The sequence below is a fragment of the Serratia sp. HRI genome, from assembly GCF_010119335.3.
GTDB lineage: Bacteria > Pseudomonadota > Gammaproteobacteria > Enterobacterales > Enterobacteriaceae > Serratia > Serratia nevei.
Genome location: NZ_CP083690.1, coordinates 1,566,244 through 1,583,337, shown reverse-complemented (window position 1 = coordinate 1,583,337; position 17,094 = coordinate 1,566,244). Strand labels below are relative to the sequence as shown.

Annotated in this window: 15 protein-coding genes and 1 other RNA gene; 12 read left to right on the top strand and 4 right to left on the bottom strand. The window is 58.8% G+C overall.

What is annotated here, in order from left to right:
* Positions 1-3 precede the first annotated feature (3 nt).
* The gene (gene tesB / locus GF111_RS07760; RefSeq protein ID WP_038876197.1) at positions 4-867 is read right to left on the bottom strand and encodes an acyl-CoA thioesterase II; all 864 of its coding nucleotides are present in this window, start codon (positions 865-867) and stop codon (positions 4-6) included.
* A 231-nt stretch (positions 868-1,098) separates the two neighbouring features.
* Here tesB and GF111_RS07755 point away from each other — a divergent pair, with 231 nt between their 5' ends.
* Positions 1,099-1,590: a YbaY family lipoprotein gene (locus tag GF111_RS07755; protein WP_038876199.1), complete on the top strand. Its 492-nt coding sequence runs from the start codon at positions 1,099-1,101 to the stop codon at positions 1,588-1,590.
* Positions 1,591-1,672: 82 nt separating this feature from the next.
* Here the strand turns inward: GF111_RS07755 and GF111_RS07750 are convergent, their stop codons facing one another.
* On the bottom strand, positions 1,673-1,987 hold the full coding sequence (locus GF111_RS07750) for an MGMT family protein (protein ID WP_038876201.1): 315 nt from the start codon (positions 1,985-1,987) through the stop codon (positions 1,673-1,675).
* A gap of 156 nt (positions 1,988-2,143) precedes the next feature.
* On the opposite strand from GF111_RS07750, the gene ffs reads away from it, so the two are divergent.
* Positions 2,144-2,240, top strand: an RNA gene (gene ffs, locus GF111_RS07745) — signal recognition particle sRNA small type.
* 46 nt (positions 2,241-2,286) lie between these two features.
* Here ffs and GF111_RS07740 read toward each other — a convergent pair.
* Positions 2,287-3,321 (bottom strand): LacI family DNA-binding transcriptional regulator, encoded by a 1,035-nt coding sequence (locus tag GF111_RS07740; protein WP_147190637.1) that lies wholly within the window; start codon positions 3,319-3,321, stop codon positions 2,287-2,289.
* Between the two features lie 275 nt (positions 3,322-3,596).
* On the opposite strand from GF111_RS07740, the gene GF111_RS07735 reads away from it, so the two are divergent.
* From GF111_RS07735 to GF111_RS07725, 3 genes are read left to right on the top strand one after another with little or no spacing between them, the layout of a single operon-like run.
* On the top strand, positions 3,597-4,496 hold the full coding sequence (locus GF111_RS07735) for a nitrilase family protein (protein ID WP_047728697.1): 900 nt from the start codon (positions 3,597-3,599) through the stop codon (positions 4,494-4,496).
* A 10-nt stretch (positions 4,497-4,506) separates the two neighbouring features.
* Positions 4,507-5,706 carry a hypothetical protein gene (locus GF111_RS07730; protein WP_197698869.1) on the top strand — a complete coding sequence of 400 codons (1,200 nt, stop codon included), beginning with the start codon at positions 4,507-4,509 and terminating at the stop codon, positions 5,704-5,706.
* Positions 5,707-5,742: 36 nt separating this feature from the next.
* A complete protein-coding gene (locus GF111_RS07725) occupies positions 5,743-7,113 on the top strand; it encodes an amidase (protein WP_055313545.1) in 1,371 nt (456 codons plus the stop codon).
* A gap of 50 nt (positions 7,114-7,163) precedes the next feature.
* On the opposite strand, the gene GF111_RS07720 is transcribed toward GF111_RS07725, so the two are convergent.
* A complete protein-coding gene (locus GF111_RS07720) occupies positions 7,164-9,098 on the bottom strand; it encodes an NAD(P)/FAD-dependent oxidoreductase (RefSeq protein WP_047728694.1) in 1,935 nt (644 codons plus the stop codon).
* A gap of 574 nt (positions 9,099-9,672) precedes the next feature.
* Here GF111_RS07720 and GF111_RS07715 point away from each other — a divergent pair.
* From GF111_RS07715 to gspF, 7 genes are all read left to right on the top strand, one after another.
* Complete coding sequence (locus GF111_RS07715) at positions 9,673-10,461, top strand: winged helix-turn-helix domain-containing protein (RefSeq protein WP_147191652.1); 789 nt, start codon at positions 9,673-9,675, stop codon at positions 10,459-10,461.
* On the top strand, positions 10,446-10,940 hold the full coding sequence (locus tag GF111_RS07710; protein ID WP_047728690.1) for a FidL-like protein: 495 nt from the start codon (positions 10,446-10,448) through the stop codon (positions 10,938-10,940). The genes GF111_RS07715 and GF111_RS07710 overlap by 16 nt, the downstream gene beginning before the upstream one ends.
* Before the next feature lie 403 nt (positions 10,941-11,343).
* Positions 11,344-11,829 (top strand): CadC family transcriptional regulator, encoded by a 486-nt coding sequence (locus GF111_RS07705; protein ID WP_055316535.1) that lies wholly within the window; start codon positions 11,344-11,346, stop codon positions 11,827-11,829.
* 30 nt (positions 11,830-11,859) lie between these two features.
* Positions 11,860-12,363 carry a type II secretion system protein N gene (locus GF111_RS07700; protein ID WP_047728687.1) on the top strand — a complete coding sequence of 168 codons (504 nt, stop codon included), beginning with the start codon at positions 11,860-11,862 and terminating at the stop codon, positions 12,361-12,363.
* 117 nt (positions 12,364-12,480) lie between these two features.
* Complete coding sequence (gene gspD, locus GF111_RS07695; protein ID WP_055316571.1) at positions 12,481-14,379, top strand: type II secretion system secretin GspD; 1,899 nt, start codon at positions 12,481-12,483, stop codon at positions 14,377-14,379.
* A complete protein-coding gene (gene gspE / locus GF111_RS07690) occupies positions 14,376-15,872 on the top strand; it encodes a type II secretion system ATPase GspE (RefSeq protein ID WP_055316530.1) in 1,497 nt (498 codons plus the stop codon). Before gspD ends, gspE begins: the two co-directional genes overlap by 4 nt.
* On the top strand, positions 15,862-17,073 hold the full coding sequence (gene gspF / locus GF111_RS07685; RefSeq protein WP_148940576.1) for a type II secretion system inner membrane protein GspF: 1,212 nt from the start codon (positions 15,862-15,864) through the stop codon (positions 17,071-17,073). Before gspE ends, gspF begins: the two co-directional genes overlap by 11 nt.
* Positions 17,074-17,094 lie beyond the last annotated feature (21 nt).

Genomic DNA, 17,094 nt, shown 5'->3' with positions numbered 1-17,094 from the left:
GGATCAGGCGTCGCGCTGGCGAATCACCCCTTCCTGCACGGTGGTGGCGACCAGGACGCCGTCGCGGGTGTAGATCTGACCGCGTACAAAGCCCCGTGCGCCGGAAGCGGAGGTGCTCTCCACCGCGTACAGCAGCCAGTCATCCATGCGGAACGGGCGATGGAACCACATGGAGTGGTCAATGGTGGCTACCTGCATGCCCGGCTCGAGGAAGCCGACGCCGTGCGGCTGCAGCGCGGTCGGCAGGAAGTTAAAGTCCGACGCGTAGCCCAGCAGGTATTGGTGGATGCGTTGATCGTTCGGCATATTGCCGTTGGCGCGGAACCAGACGTAGCGATGCGGTTCTTCCACGCTGCCTTTCAGCGGGTTGTGGAATTTCACCGGGCGCATTTCGATCGGCTTCTGGCCGATAAATTTTTCGCGCACTTTTTCCGGCAGCATATGCGCCAGCTTTTGGGCGATCTCTGATTCGGACAGCAGCCCTTCCGGCGGCGGCACGTCCGGCATCAGGTTCTGGTGCTCAAAACCTGCCTCCGGGCTCTGGAAGGAGGCGGTCATATAGAAGATAGGTTTGCCGTGCTGGATGGCGCTGACGCGGCGTGCGCTGAAACTGTTGCCGTCGCGCAGGGTTTCCACGTCGTAAACGATAGGCTTGCTGCTGTCGCCCGGGCGCAGGAAGTAGCTGTGGAACGAATGCACGCTGCGTTCGTCCGGCACCGTCTGCTTGGCGGCGTACAGCGCCTGGCCGACTACCTGCCCGCCGAACACCTGACGCAGCCCCAAGTCTTCACTCTGGCCGCGGAACAGCCCTTCTTCGATTTTCTCCAGATCCAGCAGATCGAGGAGGTTTTGCAATGCCTGGCTCATAAAGTTGTTACCTTTCTAATAATCATTTTGCGCAGTGTGCGGAATATCACGGCGCGGCGTCAACATCTTGCGTTATGGGGCCGATGAGAATGCTCTTAATAGTGGGCGCTTTGGACAGGCTAAGTGATTAATAGGTGGAGCAAAGTGGATTTGTCAGTGTTTTGTGCTAAGTTTAATAGGTACGGCGGTGAAAGCCACCAACATGTTGATAATAAAAAAGGAGACCGATCCATGAAACTCTGGCAAATCGTAGGCGGTGCCGCGGCACTGACGATCACGCTGGCAGGATGCGCGCAAAAGAGTGCTTATGTGCCTACACAGGCGGCCGGTAACCCGGCAGCTGCGCAAACGCAGATTCAGGGCCCGGCGGTGACAGGTTCGGTTAATATACGTCAGCGCATTGCGCTGCCGCCGGACGCCGTACTGACGGTCACCCTCTCTGACGCCTCGCTGGCGGATGCGCCGTCTAAAGTGATTGCACAGCGCGCGGTACGCACTGAAGGGCAACAGGCGCCGTTCAGCTTTACGCTGCCGTATAACCCGTCCGACATCCAACCGAATGCGCGTATCATTCTGAGCGCGGCGGTGACGGTCAAAGGGCGACTGATGTTTATTACCGACACCATCCAGGAAGTGGTCAACCGCAACGGCACCCGTGCCGATCTGCTGCTGGTTCCGGTTCAGGGTGTGCCGATTCAGGCTGCGCCAACCGCCATGCAGTAATCTTACTGCGGTCAGTAATCTTACTGCGGTACAGCAAGATGAAATCAACAGCCTTTGCGCTTCGGCCAAAGGCTGTTTTGTTTTACCAGCGCCAGCCGTAGCGATCGAAATCGACCGTGCTGTGCGGGCCGAAAATAATCCCCTCCGCCAGCAATGCCTGCCGCTGCCGTTGAAAATCCTCTCCCTGCTGCGATATCTGCCCGTGGCGGTTGATCACCCGGTGCCAGGGCAGCGTGCTGCCTTCCGGCAAACGCCGCAGCACGCCGCCGACCTGACGCGCGGCGCGCGGTGAACCGGCCAGCCGGGCAACTTCGCCGTAGGTGGTGACTTTGCCGTAAGGAATGGCGGCCACGATGTGGAATACCCGCCGGCTGAAAGAGGCGTCTTCTGGTTGCATGTTGCTGTTCCTGCGCGAGTCAAAACCCAGGCGGAGAGTGTGCCACAGCGCAGGTGGGTAAGAAAACAGCGGTTGGTCCCGGTTGGCTTGCTATTTGATAGGGCATCGCCGATAATGCCCACCGCTTCGGAGTACAGAAGCCGTCAATGGGGGCCCTGTTGGTTCTCCCGCAACACTAACTTGTGAACTCGGTCAGGTCCGGAAGGAAGCAGCCGCAGCAGGTGACGTGTGTGCCGGGATGTAGCTGGCAGGGCCTCCACCCATTTCGGCCCGCCATTTTCCGTCATCGTACGCCCTGATTACCGGGCTGGCGTGCCGCGCGAACTTTCCCTGATAACCAGCTGTGGCTCGAGCTTCAGCGACGCCGGCGTTTCCCCTTTCATTTTTTTCAACAGCAATTCCATCGCGCGGTAGCCCATATCCCGCATCGGCGAGTGCACGCTGCTCAGTGCGATCGGCAACTGGGCGGCCAGCGGCGTATCGTTGAAACCGACGATGGCGATATCGCGGCCTGGCGTCAATCCGCAGTCGCGCGCCGCACCCATCAAACCGATCGCCAGAAAGTCGTTGACGGCGAAAACAGCGGTTGGTGGCCGCGGCCCGGAGAGCAGCGGAATGCCGACCTGGTGACCGGACGCGGTATCGAAATGGCTGGGGATGATGTTGGCGTCCGGCATGTCAATGCCGGCCTGGCGGCAGTAGCTGATAAAGCCGGCCGTTCTGTCCAGACCGGTACTGGCGAAGGGTTCGCCGGAGACGACGGCGATGTGGCGGTGCCCTCGCTCTATCAGGTGTCGCGCCGCCAGCTCCCCGCCGCGATAGTCATCGCACGTGACGGCGCAATGCTCGCCGGCGCGGCGGCTGACCAGCACGAAAGGCACGCCTCGCGCGGCGATGTCCGCCAGAAAGCGATTGTCCGACGTGAGGTGAGCGTCGCCGATAATCAGGCCGTCCACCCGCCTGGCCAGCGCCATTTCTCCGCGCTCTTGCTGCGTATCCGGCCGATCGTGGGTATTGGAGACAAAGGTGGATATGCGGCTTTTGGCCGCCGCCTCGTCAATGCCCTCGTAAATGGTGGCCAGCACCAAATCGGAAAGGCGAGGCACCAGAACGCCAATCACCTGGCTGCGCTGCGTCTTCAGGCTGGTGGCGTGCGGGTTGGGGCGATAGTTCAATTCTGTGGCGAGCTGTCTGATGCGCTGTACGGTTTCCGGCGAGGCTGCCAAAGAAGCGTCATCTTGCGAGCCGTTCAACACACGGGAAATGGTGGAAACATGCATGCCCAGGCGAGCGGCGAGCGCCTTCAGCGTAATGGGTTTATCGGTGTTCTCCATGCTTTCCTTCTTGGCTGGGCGAATTGGCGGAAACAGCGCAGGGCGATATGCCGCCGGGCATCGTCATCATGCCACGAATTCGATCACAACGCGGCCCATGTTCATTTATTAACCATGATGCGGCTCACGTTATTTAACAAAACAACAACAACTCGTATTGACTTGGTTGGCTTACGATCATAAACCTAGCAAACCCAAACGTTTGGGTAAAGGCGTATTGGTCAACCCAAACGTTTGGGTTGATGATGATGACAAGAACAACCGGGGAAAAGAGAATGGACGAAAATAACAAATCGAGTGTCAGTCCGGTGCGGGTCGCCGTCGTTCAGTTCGATCCGCAGGTGGGCACGGAGAACCGCGAACGCAACTTGCGATACGGGTTGGGGCTGGCGCAGCAGGCTGCTGCTGCGGGGGCGAATTTGATTGTACTGCCCGAACTGGCCAATACCGGATACCTGTTTACCCACCGGCAAGAGGCGTTCGACCATGCCGAAGAGGTGCCAAACGGCCCCAGCGTTCAGGTTTGGATGGACTTCGCCAGAAAGCACGATGTTTATCTGGTCGCCGGCGTGGCGGAGCGCGATGGCGCGCAGCTGTACGATACCGCCGTGCTGGTTGGCCCCGACGGGTTCATCGGCCACTACCGCAAGGCGCATCTGTGGAATCTGGAAAAGCTGTGGTTTACGCCGGGCAATCTGGGCTTCCCGGTGTTCGATACGCCGATCGGGCGCATCGGCATGCTGGTGTGCTGGGACATCTGGTTCCCGGAAGTGCCCCGCCTGTTGGCGCAGCAAGGCGCAGATATCATTTGCAGCGTGAATAACTGGGTGTGGACGCCTCCGCCGCTGTTTGATGAAGCCGGCCGCTGCATGGCGTCTTACCTGACGATGACCGCCGCGCACGTCAACAACGTCTTTATCGCTGCGGCGAATCGGGTGGGGAGCGATCGCGGCGAACGTTTCCTGGGGTGTTCGCTGATTGCCGGCACCAACGGTTGGCCTATCGGCGCGATCGCGTCGGCGGAAGATGAAACCATTTTATATGCGGATATCGATCTGTGCGCGGCCCGCAGCGCGCCAATCTGGAACAGTCTGAACGATTTGCATCGCGATCGCCGCACCGATGTTTACGACGCGATGCTGGGCTATCGCGTTCATCCGGCATTCCCTCGGTGAGGCGGCCCTTATGGAGAACAGGTCGGTTTCAACCCGGGGAATAAAATGTGGGACGGCGGCGCTGAATATCGCGGCTGCCGCCGCGCTGGTGGCCGCATTGGCGCTCGCCGCGCAGTTGGCGGCGGCGGTGGGGCGCACGGCGCATTGGCCCGATTACGCGTCGATGCTGGCGCAGTGGCCGGCGCCGCTAGCCTGGCTGAGGTGGGTGCTGGGGGATATGAGCGAGGCGACGTTTTATAAACATGAGCTGGCCTCTCTCGGCATGTTGGCCGGCGGTGCGCTGGCCTGGCGGGCGAGCCGCAGGGGCAAGCGCTGGCAGGGGTTCGCCATTTCTTACGCGACGGGACTATGGCCCTGGCTGCTGCTCAGTTCGACGCTGGGGTTGGTGCTCAGCAACCTGCTGTGGGGGTGGACGATCCGCGCCGGGCAAGAGTGGCAACCGACCTTTGTCGCCTTTGTTTCACTGCCGGCCGCGACGGTGCTGATGTATGGCCGGGGATGGAAAATCGCCGTTGTCGGCGCGGTACTGGGGGCGTTGTTGGTGACGCCGTCTTCGCTGTTGTTGGTCAACTTTGTCTTCGCGCCGTTGGCGCTGCCGGGGGTGATCGGTAACGTGGGCGGCATGGCGTTGGGAAGCGTGACGGCGTTTATGCTGTATCGCCGCCTGCCGTGGCTGACGGCCCACGACAACGCACCGCCGATCGTCGCCGCAGCTCCTCCTGAACAGGTTTTTGGGCCGGGCTGGATCGTGCGCAGGATGCTGGCGGACTTTACCGAATCGCCCTTCTTTGGCAATGAGTGGGCGAGCGCCGGCCTCATTGCGGGGGTGCTGTTGGCCACCGCGCTGAACGCCTTGTCGCCCGCTTACGGTTCCGGACTTTTGGCGGAAATCTTGACGGCCCAGGCGCTGGCCGCCGCGATTGGCGTCGTGGTCTGGCGGCGCCAGTGGATCGCCAAAGGCTGGTACCCCACCTACATCCCGGTGGTGTCGGTGGCGCCGGCCGCCGTGTTGGCCTATGGCGGCACGGCGACGGCGATCGTCGGCGGCGCTTTGCTAGGCGCGCTGTTGGGGCCGCCTTTGGCCGCGGCGCTTTCTCGCCGTCTGCCCAAGGATTTTCATCCTTATGTGGGCAATGTGCTGTCAATGGCGTTCAGTACACTGCTGATCGTGCCGGCGTTGGGGCTGTTGCCGGGGAGCGGCGGGCATTAACGGCCGCGCACATCGTTTTATCTGTAGGAATTCACTATGTCGCTAACGACTGCGAATGTTGCATTAACGGACGGTTATTTTGCGGGAAAAAACCTGGAACAACTGGCGCAGGCGCTGCGTAGCCGGCGAACGAGCGCGGTTGAGCTGACAGAACACGCGTTGGCCGGCATCGCCGCGATCGATCCTGTGCTGAATGCCTTCGCTCATGTTGCCGCGGAACAGGCTCGGCGCAGCGCAGCCGAGGCTGATAGCCTGCTGGCGGCGGGGAAGGATTTGGGCATATTGCACGGGGTGCCCGTCGGCATTAAGGACAACATCATGACGGCCGGTATGCCGACGACCATGGGGTCCGCGCATTTTCGGGACTTTGTGCCTGAGCATGACGCCGGCTGCGTTGCGGCCTTAAAAAAGGTCGGCGCCATCATACTCGGCAAGACGATGACGCACGAGTTTGCCTATGGCCCGACCGGCGATTGCGCTTTGCAGGGGGCGACCCGCAATCCCTGGGACAGGTCGAAAATGACGGGGGGGTCGAGCTGCGGCAGCGCCGCTGCGGTGGCCGCCGGCATCGTGCCCGTCGCGTTGGGCACGGATACCGGCGGTTCGGTGCGGATCCCCGCCGCGTTGACCGGCGCGGTGGGGTTTAAACCCAGCTATGGCGCCGTCTCAACCGAGGGGGTTTTCCCGCTCTCGCGCAGCCTGGATCACGTGGGGATCATCGCCGGCTCTCCCGCCGACGTCGCCGCCGTTTACGCGGCATTAGTGCCCGACGCTGCGCCGTCGACAGTGGCCGACGTCGCCGGGCTGCGGCTGCATTGGGTGCCGTCGGCGGCTTTTGGCCCGCAGGATCCGCGGGTCGTCACGATGACGGAGGCCTGGCTGCGTGCAGTCTGTGGGCGGAGGCTGCCGGTGGCTGCCGAGATCGCGCCGTGGGCAAGTGAGATGCAGCTGATTCTCGGGCAGATACAAAAGAGTGAGGCCTATGAGGTGCACGCCGAGCGCGTGGCTGAGCGGCCGGAGCTCTTTCAGCCCGAAGTGTTGCAGCGGCTCGTCGCTTCGCGCGAGGTCAGAGGATGGGAATATGTGCGTGCGCTGGCGCGTCGTGAGGTGTTGTCGCGCCGTTTCGCGCGCCTGTTCGAACGCTGCGATGTGCTGCTGATGCCGACGGTGCCCGTTTGCGCGCCGGCGCTGTATGCGCGGACGCTGTTTCTCGACGGGCGCGCCTGCGGCGTTCGCGACGCATTGCTCAGCCTTACCAGCATATGGAATCTGCTGGGGCTGCCGGCGATCACTATCCCGTGCGGGCGGCTGGATGGACTCCCTGTGGGATGTCAGCTGATCGCGGCGAAAGGGCGGGATCGGTTGCTGATAGACACGGCACGGCAGCTCCTGGCCGCCGCGCGGTGAGTTGACAGCGCAAGGCGATCCGGCCGATCGCCTTGCGCGACGTAATGCGATTACACTTGGTAGCGAGGGTAATCGTTCATGCTGAATCCGCCGTTGAAGTGCGCGCCGGTGTTGTTGCAAAGGTTGATGATGGTATCAATGGCGCCGCGCAGCGAAGGCTCCGTCCAGCCGGCATCGACGGAGAAAGACTCGCCGGCCAAATAGAGCCCGGAGTGCGCTGCGGTGTCGCGGTTGTAGGCCAGCAGGCTCATGGCATCGGCATAGGTTCCCGCACGGTAAAGCTTGGCGCAGCCGAGCGAGTTCGGCTCGGTGATCCAACGCACGACGCGCGCGTGCTCGGTTTGAATGTAGGGCGAAATGGGTTGGCCGATGTTTTGCGAACGCAACAGGATGCGGTCCAGCTCCGCCACGCATTTTTCGACCAGAGCGGCGTCGCTGAAAGACGCCAGTTTGGTGGCGTCGTCTTCCCAGGTATAACTGAGAAGAATACAGGGCGTTTCATAACCGCCGACGCTGTATTGATAGGCGTAAACGTCGTGAACGAAGGTGTCGGTCACCAGAATTTGAGGGATTTTATTGCCGGGATCGGTGAAAAATGTCGGATCCAACGGCGCATAAACCTTACAGCTGGTTTCCCAATGGGCGGTTTTGTAAGCACGGGTGATGGTTTGCGGCAGCTGCTGTGGCGAGAAACCTTGCAGTTCCACATCGACCTCCAGGATCCAGGAGGGCACCGTAACCACCACCGAGTCGAAATCCTCGTACAGCGTTGCGCCGCCGACGGCATAATGCACGCGCACGCCGTTATCCCGTTTTTCGATGCGCTTCACGCGCTGCTGCGTGGCAAACCCGGCCTGGCGCTGCATGGCGTGCTCATAGAACGACTGCGCTTTGCCCTGCGGCGGCAGGAACAGCATGCAGTCGTCAAACGTGCGCACCCCACGGTAGCGGGGGCCTTCAAAACGGCGGCCATAGGCGTCCGGCAGCGTCTGCTCTTCGGCAAAGGGGCCGGGATTAAAGGCGCCGTCCGGATCATAACGCCCGTGGATGAGCTGCAGCTGGCTACCGAAACCGAATATCGCCGTGCGCAAGGGGTAGAGGGTGCAAACATCGTAGAAGGCACCCCAGCTGCCATCGCCAAAGCCGATGGAATAAAAAATGTTGGACTCTTCATCGCTCATCGCCAGCCCACCGAAGTTTCCCGGGTTCTCCGGATCCCAATGCTCGATGGCCGGCGCTTTGACAAAGTCGCGGAAGGCCGTGCGGGAATAGGTCTCGACAATGGCTTGCCACATGGCCTCCCAATCGTCGGAGCCATAAGTTTCACTGACTTTGTCGACCATCAGTTTTTCAAACGTCTTCCACTTGTCGAACACCGCCTGCAGTTGAGCGGTCGGCGGCGGCGTCGCGCCATCAGGGTTGACCCATACCTGCATGATCGGTTCAACGCCACCGTGCACCAGGCCTTCTTGCAGATAAATGCCTGTTGAAGCGACCCATCGCGTGCCGGGGTTGGGGAAATCTTGAATCGAAAGCCCAAATTCACTGGCGTAGTAGGCCAGTAGCGAACGGCCATCGTCAGGCGCTTCTCCAGTCAGATTAAAGTAAGGCATGCGCATCGCCGCCATCTCGAAGGGGGCGTAGCGGGTCGCCAATCCCTGGTTTGCGACGTCAGTAATGGTGTAATGGCGGCCGGCGATGCGGTCGCCCGCCTCCATGACGGTCACGTTATTGAAGCCGCAGCGATACAGTTCGCGCGCCGCCGTCAGGCCGGTGATACCTGCGCCGATGATGCAGATCTTATGGTCCGGCGCCGTCGCCTGAGCGATGCCGCCGGTTTGCTCTACCAGCCGGCGGTAATCGAACGACAAATCGGGCGGGTTTGGATAACGGCTGCCCCAGGCGCCGGAGGTATGCAGTTTTTGCGCGGCCGCCAGTTGTGCGGCGCGCTGTGCGGGGTAGTTATAGCTGCTGCCAATCGTCATCGTGTTTCCTTTAGGGTGAGGTTGAGTTTTTTAGACGCTATCGGCAGTTGAATATAGTGAAGTTTGTTTATAATTATTTATTTGTTTGATGGGGAATGATCCAGATCAACCCGCATTGAAATTTGTATTTTATGGCTTGATGAAAGATTTTTTATATATTATCTGTTGTTATTTATCATTTTTTTTTTTTTGTTGGGGTCGGCGTTAAGTTTTTGGTGATGTGTCTAATGATTACTATTGCTAATATTTATGGGTGGGCGAATGAAGGGGGCATGTGCGTTGAAAGAAGCGCAGTCGTGATGCGTCTCATCATGCGGAGACAAGTGATCCGATGAGATTTTTACCTAAATAATATATTATGTGTTAATAATGTTGGCGCACCGTATTTTCATTTTCTCGGCATCATCGAATGAAATGGCAATTATCTTGAGGTTGAAATATAAGCTGATTTGGGTTAATTCGGCGTTTTTCCGTTATTATTTCGAGCGCCGGTAGTGATAAATGGCGTTGAAGTTGATCGTTATAGGACAGAGAGAAGCCTGAATGGTCCACGGGTGTGAAATTAGGCAGCAATATGATTTATATCATTGATAAAGATATTACATTTAACACTGAAAACGGTTCATTAAAGAGCATAACGAAAGGGCGGGAAGTTTTCTTATCCAGCGTAAATACAAGGGTATTCAAATGCTTGCTCGAACACAGCCATGAGGCGGTGAGCCGTGAAACGCTCTTGCGGCAGGTGTGGACCGATCATGGATTGAGCGCTTCTTCAGCGACGCTAAACCAATATATCTGCTTGACCCGGCGTGCATTGGCGTCTGTTGGTTTCAACGAGCGGTTGATTGTCACCCTATCCAAAAAGGGGTATAGACTAAATAGAATTATTCCGATCAATAGGCAGCCGGTTGATTTCCCTGAGCCGCCTGAAACCGCCGAGGCGCCCGTTTCTCCCGTCACGGAGCCGCCAAAAAACAGCCACTATCTTTTTATTTTGCTGCGCAGCTTATCGATCGTCGTGCCTTTGTCCTTCTTGGTGCTGTGCTTCATCTATTACAAGCACCACCGCGACGGCGAAAGAAAGCAGGTGCTGTCGTATCTTGGCAGCATTAACGGTTGCCCGATCTACTATGTCGGCAATTTCTTCGGGCATAGGCAGGACGATTATTTCCGGCTTTTGGCCAGGAACGATCTTTATGGCCAGCGTTGCCGCCCCGGTGAGATTGTCATTACCAAGGTTAACCGTTCTCATAATGCCAATGAAGACAGCGGACGCCAGTTTATCGCCAAATGCACGAAGGACAGTGCGGCCGTTTTGCATAATTGTGAGAGCGAGTACATCCGGGCATGGAAAAAAAGTTAAATATTTTGTCAGCCACGCTGGTCGGCCTGTGCGTGTTGACTGGCAGCGTGGTGTATTCCCTGGTTCGCAGCCATCATGAGTTCGGTGATTTTTCCTGCGAAGCGAACGCCACGTTCAATTATTTCAATTCGCTGGACGCGCAGGCGGCACACGATGACATCCAGCTGTCGCTAAAAATAAACTACATCTTTTTGTCGGGCGATAAGGGCGTGATGATCTTGTCGGGCCTGGCCAACGACGGTGAAGAGAAGTATTTCGTCAACCGACGGGTTAATTTCAGCTATGTCTCGCAAGGCAGTTTCTATCGTTTCCACTATGGTGAGGTGAATTATTCACCGCGCGATACCTTGCCGGAAGAGGTGTATACTTACTTTTTCAGCAATGAATCGACGTTTTATCATATTCGCAGCGTGGACAAGAATACGTTGATGTTTAGCAATGCCTACTCGCCGATGTTTTTATGTAATATCGAATCCTGATTTTTATCTCGTTTTGTATGTGAGCTTAAGGTGTATTTCTGTTACCCTTTACATCCTCGAACCCTGCCTTTTTAGCACGCAACTAATAACATGGGTTATCATGCGTGAATGCCTATTTTCTTCATCATTAATCAAATTTAATGGTGATTTAGCTATTTTATAAAAGCCGCTATCATCATGTTTTTAAATGATTTAATGAATCTAAGGTGATGTGATTCGGCCATATTAATTTTATATTGTTTATTTTAAAGAAATAAGTTGCATGAATGTTTTTCGCATGATTAATTGAGGCCGCTCTTGAAACGGCGAACCATTAACCTTCATTGAGAATGCATCTCGCCGCATGCGTGCAAAGGTGATGGCACAGAGAGCCTTTGAACTTCATTAAACTGATAGGCGAGAGATGGACATACATAACATTGCCCTGAACGAGACTCTGTTGGAAAATGAGTTGGTGATATTAAACAACAATGAAAAAACGCTGTTGTTTAAAAAAGAGAATGTGCTCATTGAAATGACCGAATTACAGCGGCGCTTCATGCTGTGCCTGTTGAGCGGTATTTATAAGAAGAACGACATTATTCGCGCTGTCTGGTTTTGCAACCATGAGACCATCAGCGACAATAACTATTATCAGATGATATTCCAATGCCGCTCTTTGCTCTCCCGCCACGGTATTCCCGGTGAGGTGATCAAGACCATTCCCCGATTTGGCGTGATGTTGAGCTTTCAAGCCTGCGAGCGTGCGGCCGCTAATTTGCAGGGGGAATGCCCGTCGTCATCGGTTAATAAACGCCGGCGAACGTGGCTGGACGCCGTGAATTATAAAGTGGCTCTGGTCATCACGCTGCTGTTTTCCGTCGCGATGGTGGTCGGTATTTCCGCTTAGCGTTGGCGCCGTTGAATAACCGGGGGTGCCGTGAGCAAACGGTTGATAGACTTTTTTATGCTTCTTTTTTTTCTGACGAATCTGGCGTTCATGCTCCAGCTGGGATGGCGAATGATGGCCGGGGATGGCGCGCCCGTTGAGCCGAGCCGTGAAAACGCGCCCGGGCCGGGGCGTTATATTGTCTTTCCTCAGGAAGAGGACATCGGAAAAATTAATGACGCGCACTGGTTTGGCCGCTATCAAGCGGCGAAAGACGGCGAAAAGGCGCACGGGTATAAAGTCGGCGAATGGGCGATCGGTGCCGAGCTGCTGGCTAACGCACCGGAAGCCGCTGCGCTTGGCAAGATAGCGGGTCTGCTGTTCAGCGATAACGCCAAAAAAAGCCTGGTCATCGTCGAGCATGGCGGCAAGCAAACCGGTTATGGCGTTGGCGACCGTCTGGCCGGCAGCAATGCCATCATCGTGCGGATAGTGAAAAATAAAATACTGCTCGATGAAAACGGCTATTACGCCACGCTGACGTTTAAAGAGTAGCCGGCGCGCCGTTTCGGTGCGGGGTGTTTTATAGCATAAGGCGACATTGTGATTACGCATTTTATTTATCGTTCCGGCCCAGGCTGGAGCGCCGGCTTATGGCGCGCGTTAGCGGCGATGGCCGTCATGATTGTGCTGGCTGGCGCGGCGCGCGCGGAGCAATTCTCCGCCAATTTCAAAGGCACGGACATTCAGGAATTTATTAATACGGTCAGTAAAAACCTGGGCAAAACCATCATTATCGATCCGGCGGTGAAAGGTAAGGTCACGGTGCGCAGCTATGAACAGCTCGACGAGAAGCAGTATTACCAGTTCTTTCTCAACGTGCTGGATGTCTATGGCTATACGGTCATCGGCATGCCCAATAACGTCTTGAAGGTGATCGCCGCCAAAGAGGGAAAAAGAGCCGCGCTGGCACAAAACGGCGGTGAGGCGATCGCCGAAGGGGATGAAGTGGTGATGCGCGTGGTACCGCTGCGCAATATCGCGGCCAAAGACGTTTCGCCGATATTGCGCCAGCTCAACGACAGCATCGGCGTGGGCAGCGTGGCGCATTACGAGCAGGGAAACGCGTTGTTGATCACCGGCCGGGCCAGCGTGGTCAATGGCCTGCTCGAGCTCGTCAGGGAGATGGATCAGGACGATGGCAATCGGGTCGAAACTCTCGCGCTGAAGCATGCGGCGGCGCCGGAGATCGCGCGCATGGTGAACGAACTGTTTCGCGAAGAGGGCAAGCGGCGCACGGCCGGCGCGAGCTCGCTGCGGCTGGTGGCGGATGAGCGGACCAACAGCGTGATGATCGCCGGGGACGATCGGAGCCGCGAACACGCCAAAGAACTGATTGACCAGTTGGATAACAAGAGCGTCACCCAGGGCAATACCCAGGTTATCCCTCTCAAATACGCTAAGGCGCAGAGCCTGGTCGAGGTGCTGACCGGCGTGAGTGCGGGCCTGCAAAACGAGAAGGAGAGCGCCGCCGCCAACGTGGCGCTGCTGAAAAATGTGGTGATCAAGGCCGATGAGCAGACCAATGCGCTGATCATCACCGCCGCACCGGATGTGATGCGCGATCTGGAGGCGGTGGTCGCCAAGCTCGACGTGCGCCGCGCGCAGGTGCTGGTCGAAGCGGTGATCGTCGAAGTGCAGGATGGGCAGGGGCTGAACATCGGCGTGCAGTGGGCCAACAAATACGGTGGCGGCACGCAGTTCGCCGGCCAGATGCCCGGGGTGTCGGCGGGGTTCGAAAACGGCATGAGCGACGTGTTCGGCAAGGCCAACGGCCTGATGACCGGTTTCTACAGCGGTAACTGGGGCGTATTGCTGACCGCCATCGCCAGCAACAACCAAAATAATATCCTGGCCACGCCGAGCATCGTCACGCTGGATAACGCCGAGGCGGAATTCAGCGTCGGGCAGGATGTACCGATCCTGACCGGTTCGCAAACCACCAATAGCGATAACGTCTTCAATACCGTGTCGCGCAAGACGGTGGGGATCAAACTCAAGGTCAAACCGCAGATCAACCAGGGCCAGTCCGTGCTGATGCAGATCGAACAGGAGGTCTCCAGCGTTGCCGACAGCGCCGGCGCTACGCCGGATTCGCTGGGGGCGACCTTCAATATCCGCACGGTTAACAACACGGTTCTGGTGGACAGCGGCGAAACCGTAGTGGTGGGTGGCCTGTTGGACAAGTCCAACTCGGAGCTGGAGAGCAGCGTGCCGATCCTGGGCAAGATCCCGCTGGTGGGGGCGCTGTTTCGCTCGACCGCCACCAAAGCGAGCAAGCGTAATTTGATGCTGTTTATCCGCCCGACCATCATTCGCAGCACCGAGGGATATGCCCGGCAGAGCCAACGCAAGTTAGGCAAGTTCGACGCCGAGCAGCAGGACGATCGTGAGCTGAATGACGCACTGCGCGGTGAGATCGCCGGCGATAAGAAGGCGCTCGACAATCGGGCGTTTCTCGCCACCGTTGCCAGTATCGACGCGTTTTATTTGCGGGGAGTGCGCCCGTGAAGCCCCGTTCTGCGGGGCCGCTGCTGCCTTTTTCCTGGGCGCGCCAGCATGGCGTGCTGGCCGTTGACGGGCAGCACGGTATCCAAATTTATTGTCACCCTGACACGAGCCACGCCGCATTGATGGAGGCCTACCGCTGCCTGCCCGGCGAGCCGGCGCTGGCCCGGCTGGAGGCGGAGGCTTTTGATCAACGGCTGGTGGCGCACTACCAGCAGGAAAGCGGCCAGGCGCAGAAAATGATCGACGACCTGGGCGGCGAACTGGATTTTTACGCGCTGGCCGAGGAGCTGCCGCAACAGCAAGACCTGTTGGACGAACAGGACGATGCGCCGATTATCCGCTTGATCAACGCCTTGCTGAGCGAGGCGATCAAAGAGCGCGCCTCCGATATCCACATCGAAACCTACGAGAGCGAGCTGGTGATCCGCTTTCGCATCGACGGCGCGCTGCGGCGGATTCTGGCGCCGCAGCGCAAGCTGGCGGCGCTGCTGGTGTCGCGCATCAAGGTGATGTCGAAGCTGGATATCGCCGAGAAGCGCGTGCCGCAGGATGGGCGCATGGCGCTGAAGGTCGGCGGGCGGGCGATTGACGTGCGGGTGTCGGTGATGCCGGCCAGCCACGGCGAGCGCGTGGTCATGCGCCTGTTGGACAAACAGGGCGTGCGGCTCGAACTGCCCAGCCTGGGCATGGCGCCGGCGCACCAGCAGGCGTTGCTGCGCCTGATCCGCCAGCCGCACGGCATCATTTTGGTCACCGGGCCGACCGGCTCCGGCAAGAGCACCACGCTCTATACCTTGCTCAGCCAGATCAACGATGAACAGCGCAACATCATGACGATCGAAGATCCCGTCGAATATGAGTTGGCCGGCATTGCGCAGACGCAGGTGAATCCCAAGGTGGACATGACCTTCGCGCGCGGGCTGCGCGCGCTGCTGCGTCAGGATCCCGACGTGGTGCTGATCGGTGAGATCCGCGACGGCGAAACGGCGCAGATCGCGGTGCAGGCCTCATTGACCGGGCATCTGGTGCTGTCGACCCTGCATACCAACACGGCGATCGGTGCCGTGACCCGGCTGCGGGACATGGGGGTCGAACCGTTTCTGCTTTCGAGTTCGCTCAGCGGCGTGTTGGCGCAGCGCCTGGTGCGCCGGCTGTGCCCGCAGTGCCGTGAGCCTTATGCGTTGCCTGACGCGCAGCGGCGCCTGCTGGGGCTGCCACCGACGCAGGCGGTGACCTGCTGGCGCCCGTTGGGGTGCGAGGCCTGCGGCGGGCAGGGATATCACGGCCGAATCGGCTTGCACGAACTGTTGGTGCTGGATGAACCGATGCGCATGGCGATCCATCGCGGTGATGGCGAGCTGGACATCGCGAAACTGGCCGCCGAACGCTATCTGCCGCTGCGCCAGGATGGGATCGCCAAGATGTGCGCCGGGGAGACCAGCCTGGAGGAAGTGCTGCGAGTGACGCGCGAAGGGGACGGCGATGAAGTTTGATTATCGCGCCTGCGATCGTGAGGGGCGCGCCCAGCGCGGCGTGTTGGAGGCGGATTCTCTGCGCCACGCCCGCGATCGCCTGCGTGAAAAGGGGTGGCAGGTGCTGGCGGTGCAAGCGCGCAGGCAGCCCGCTTTCGCTGGCATGTTTGCCGGCCGCTGGATGAGCGGCGTGAGCAGCGGTGATGTGGCGCTGTTGACCCGGCAGCTGGCAACGCTGCTGTCCGCTGCGCTGCCGCTGGAGGAAGCGCTGATGGCGGTAGCGCGACAAACGGAGAAAAAAGGTCTGCAGGCGGCGTTGGCTCAGGTGCGGCAGCGCATTCTGGAGGGCTTTCCGCTGGCGCAGGCGCTGGGTCAGTATCCGAAGATTTTTGACCGCCTCTATTGCGCCATGGTGGCCGCCGGTGAGATTTCCGGCCATCTGGCGCCGGTGCTGGAACGGCTGGCCGACTACGTCGAACAGCGCCAGCAAATGAAGAACAAAATCGTGCAGGCGCTGGTGTACCCGATGGTGTTGACGGCGGTGGCAATCGGCGTGGTGGCGATCCTGTTGACGGCGGTGGTGCCGAAGGTGATCGAACAGTTTGTGCATATGAAGCAGACCTTGCCGCTGTCGACCCGGATGCTGCTCGGCGCCAGCGACGGGTTGCGCCGATGGGGGGCGTTGGCGCTGATATCGGTGCTGACGGGCCTTGGCGCTTTCCGCTATCGCCTGCGGGATCCGGCGCGGCGCGTGCGCTGGCATGCGTTCATCCTGCGGTTGCCGGTGGTCGGCAAGCTGTCGCTGGCGGTGAACACGGCGCGCTACGCCAAAACGCTGAGCATTTTGAACGCCAGCGCGGTGCCGTTGCTGGAGGCGATGCGCATCAGCGCCGGCGTGTTGGGCAACGATGCCGCCCGCGAACGGATGCTGGCGGCGATGGAGCGGGTGCGGGAGGGCGAAGGATTGTCGCCGTCGCTTGAGGGCACCGCGCTGTTCTCACCGATGATGCGGCACATGATCATGTCCGGCGAGCGCAGCGGTGAGCTGGACATGATGCTCGAACGGGCGGCGACGATGCAGCAGGAGGCATTCGGCCGGCAAGTCACGCTGGCGCTGGGGCTGTTTGAGCCTTTATTGGTGATCGCGATGGCCGGTTCGGTGCTGTTTATCATTTTGGCCATCCTGCAGCCGATATTGCAGCTCAATAATATGGTCGGCTAATCATGCCGTTAATGGAGAGTA

Bases quoted from the DNA above. Each gene is read 5' to 3' on its own strand.
- GF111_RS07750 (WP_038876201.1), bottom strand. From the start codon at position 1,987: ATGCAACCAGAAGACGCCTCTTTCAGCCGGCGGGTATTCCACATCGTG.
- GF111_RS07730 (WP_197698869.1), top strand. From the start codon at position 4,507: ATGGAGAACAGGTCGGTTTCAACCCGGGGAATAAAATGTGGGACGGCG.
- GF111_RS07705 (WP_055316535.1), top strand. From the start codon at position 11,344: ATGGACATACATAACATTGCCCTGAACGAGACTCTGTTGGAAAATGAG.
- tesB (WP_038876197.1), bottom strand. From the start codon at position 867: ATGAGCCAGGCATTGCAAAACCTCCTCGATCTGCTGGATCTGGAGAAA.
- GF111_RS07715 (WP_147191652.1), top strand. From the start codon at position 9,673: ATGATTTATATCATTGATAAAGATATTACATTTAACACTGAAAACGGT.
- GF111_RS07735 (WP_047728697.1), top strand. From the start codon at position 3,597: ATGGACGAAAATAACAAATCGAGTGTCAGTCCGGTGCGGGTCGCCGTC.
- GF111_RS07720 (WP_047728694.1), bottom strand. From the start codon at position 9,098: ATGACGATTGGCAGCAGCTATAACTACCCCGCACAGCGCGCCGCACAA.
- GF111_RS07740 (WP_147190637.1), bottom strand. From the start codon at position 3,321: ATGGAGAACACCGATAAACCCATTACGCTGAAGGCGCTCGCCGCTCGC.
- GF111_RS07725 (WP_055313545.1), top strand. From the start codon at position 5,743: ATGTCGCTAACGACTGCGAATGTTGCATTAACGGACGGTTATTTTGCG.
- gspD (WP_055316571.1), top strand. From the start codon at position 12,481: ATGGCCGTCATGATTGTGCTGGCTGGCGCGGCGCGCGCGGAGCAATTC.
- GF111_RS07710 (WP_047728690.1), top strand. From the start codon at position 10,446: ATGGAAAAAAAGTTAAATATTTTGTCAGCCACGCTGGTCGGCCTGTGC.
- gspF (WP_148940576.1), top strand. From the start codon at position 15,862: ATGAAGTTTGATTATCGCGCCTGCGATCGTGAGGGGCGCGCCCAGCGC.
- GF111_RS07755 (WP_038876199.1), top strand. From the start codon at position 1,099: ATGAAACTCTGGCAAATCGTAGGCGGTGCCGCGGCACTGACGATCACG.